Here is a 3,000-nt window from a genome sequence, read left to right as displayed (position 1 = left end):
TAATGACAAAACAGACGGCAAAGTCGCTTATGTGTATCTGCCTAATACCGCTGATGGAGGTTTTTACTTCTTTAACCGGATGTTCTTCGCTCAGACCGATAAACCGGCGGTAATTCTGGACGAGCGGAAAAACGGTGGCGGGCAGGCAGCCAATTACATCCTCGAAATTCTGGCCAGGCCGTTTTTATCCGGCTGGAAAGACCGCGATGGCCTGATTTTTACCACACCGGGCGCCGGTATCTATGGTCCGAAAACCATGCTGATTGATCAGGATGCCGGCTCAGGCGGCGACTTCCTGCCGTGGGCCTTTAAACGCCTTAAGCTGGGCACCACCATCGGCACCCGTACCTGGGGTGGGCTAATTGGTATTTCTACCAACCCGCCAATGATTGACGGTGGTTTTCATGTGGTGCCGTTCTTCCGCTTCTATACGCCAGATGGCGAGTGGCGGGTAGAGAACGAAGGGGTGGCACCGGATATCGTGGTCGAGCTCGACCCGATAGCGGTTAATAAAGGCATTGATGTGCAGCTGGAGCGTGCCATAGAGCATACGTTAAAAGAGCTGAAGGCTAACCCGCCGGCTGATCATAGCAGCGCGCCACCAATGCCAACTAAGCTCGGCTTGTAGTTTTTCATCGTTAAGCCAAAAACCGCTGCCCCGCAGCGGTTTTTTTATCGCATAACCATTAACGCCTCCCTCCTGCCCCTCCAGCTAAATCACAATCGCTTGTGTCAGCATTCTTTGCAGCAACAGCTGTTATACGCCATGGCTAAAGTAGCAAGCGCTTGTATACTAAAGCTATTATTTTCCGGTGCAAATCTTGCTTAGTTTTTAATCAGCTACCCAAGCCCACTTTTATAGCAGTACCTGTAGCTTACCGATTCCTGCCATTTTGCACCTGGTAAGAATAACGCATACGTCGTATCGTTAATATTAAGGAATATCTATGTCGAATAAACTAAAACTGCTTACCCTGCCTTTGCTGGGCTTGTTTTTATTTAGCCAGTTTGCCGAGGCGGGTCTGGTCAGGTCGGGCGGTAGAGGCGACCCCAGCGCCAATTTCTCCCAGGCGTTTTATTATGTTGATAACCAGTATTTAAATGAAGTGGGTATTATTGAATCGGCCTTTAATTTTGACGAGCCCTTTGCCGCTAATAGTATAGTACGGGCCGTCGGTGGCGGCGGTCGCGGGTTAGGGGCGGTGCCCAATGACTGTATTAAAGGCTATACCCAGGATGATTTAGATAATTTAGACCAGGAAATTAATTTTTTGCTGGACGATTTAAGTGAAGGACGGATAACTGAAGCAGAATATGATGCTGCGGTGGCTGCGTTAGAGTTTGCAATTTACGGCGAGCCCTGCGTCTGGGAATTTGCCCAGGGTGATGCGCTTTCAATGTTTGGTTTCTTTAGCCTGTATTTTGATACGCCGGCTGTCAGCTACAACGTAAACTGGCATATTAATGGTACCATCCTGCCTGGTGAGGTGAATACCGCAGGTGAGATAGTCACCCCAGATGGCACCATTGAAGAAGGCTGGGTGACGTTAACTACCCCCCCTACCATGGCCTTTGCCCCGGGTGATTATATGGCCTTTGTCTCGGTGGGGTTATCATCCAGTCAGGGCCGGTTTTTCTGGATCAGCAATGAGCCGGGTTTTGAAATCGTCTTTGAAGAACAGTGTGTTGTAAAGCCAAACCCTGACTTTGATCCTGATGCAGGAAATGACGAGTTTATTGAAGTATGTGGCTATACCAATGTGGATAGAAGCTCATCAGAGGTAAATAACCCGCCGCTGTCGTTTTCTTCTGATCCTGAAATGCTGCGTATTCTGCCTGCCAGTAATGGCCCGGTTACTCCGGTAAATGCGCCGGCCTCTATTGTGCTGTTGTTAATGGGCTTAGGCACGATGGCGTTAAGACGACAACGCAAAACACGTAGTTAATTTTCTGATATCGTTATAAAAAAACAAAACAGGCCATGGCCTGTTTTTTTTAGCAAGATTACTCAGTAAACAATTTGAGCGCCTCGGCTTTTTGCCGCGCTAAATCCTGATCCAGAAACTGAATTAACTGTTGAAACTCAGAATTACCTGCCAGACTTACCAGCAACGGATCATATTTTGTCCAATATTCCCGCCAGCCTCTGTCTATAGCTTTGGCTAGTGCCTGAACAGCTTGCTCAGGGTTGTTTTCCAGCGCATAAATACGTGCAGCCAGATAATACAATTCCGAATAGATGATGGAAGACTGGAATTGTTCAGTCATTAATTCCTTGCACCGGGCTATCAATTCAAGCGCTTTTTGTTTATTACCCAAGTGTTGTTCTGCCCAGGCAATTTCAATCGCTGGCGAGCAGTACGGCATACCAAACATATCGGCTTGCGCAATCAAACTCGATTTCTCAGTTAAAAACAATAAGGCTTTTTGCTTATCACCAAACATGGAATGATACCAGCCGGCTTCAAATTGCAGCCAGTAATCATCAGGGTTGGCCGCCAGCTTAAAGTCCATCCGTGCAAATAGTTCGGCATAATCCTGCTCAAAAATGAGCAGTGTTTCCTGATAAAAGTCAGTGGTGCCGGCCCATTCCGGCTCTTTAGCCATTTTTTTAATAAGGTCAGTTAGCCCAAGATTTACCATTGGACTAATAAATTTATGACCCAGAGTATGGTTTTCAGGCGATAGTTCTATGGCATTTTTCGCTTCAGCAATAGCCCCCACCAAATTACCCTGGCTAAAGTAAATATCGGCCAAACCCTGATAAGGAAACGGTGATTGCGGAAAATCCAGCTGCATTTGCTTAAAAATCGCCTCAGCCTCGTCAAAGCGGCCAGCCCGGGTTAGTGCCCAACCTAAATTATAAGTATTGGTCTGAAACAGCGGATCCAGTTCATAGGCCTGTTGCAGTGCCAGCAAGGATTCATCAAACCGCTGCAATGAATTTAGTGCCAGGAATTTCCACATATAAGCAATGGCCAGACTGGGATTAAGTGCTAT

General features: G+C 47.2%; 3 protein-coding genes. 2 read left to right on the top strand and 1 reads right to left on the bottom strand.

Annotated features, from left to right (window positions below):
- Both R3177_RS14140 and R3177_RS14135 read left to right on the top strand, forming a co-directional pair.
- Window positions 1–628: S41 family peptidase (locus tag R3177_RS14140; RefSeq protein ID WP_318971653.1), on the top strand; the 628-nt coding region annotated here is incomplete at its 5' end.
- A 319-nt stretch (window positions 629–947) separates the two neighbouring features.
- On the top strand, window positions 948–1,946 hold the full coding sequence (locus R3177_RS14135; protein WP_318971652.1) for a hypothetical protein: 999 nt from the start codon (window positions 948–950) through the stop codon (window positions 1,944–1,946).
- A gap of 58 nt (window positions 1,947–2,004) precedes the next feature.
- Here the strand turns inward: R3177_RS14135 and R3177_RS14130 are convergent.
- A partial coding sequence (locus R3177_RS14130; protein ID WP_318971651.1) for a TPR end-of-group domain-containing protein occupies window positions 2,005–3,000 on the bottom strand: 996 nt, incomplete at its 5' end.

Source organism: Arsukibacterium sp. (assembly GCF_033722355.1).
Taxonomy (GTDB): Bacteria; Pseudomonadota; Gammaproteobacteria; order Enterobacterales; family Alteromonadaceae; genus Alishewanella.
The sequence above is the reverse complement of the archived record's forward strand: the minus strand, read 5'-3'. Positions and strand labels throughout refer to the sequence as shown.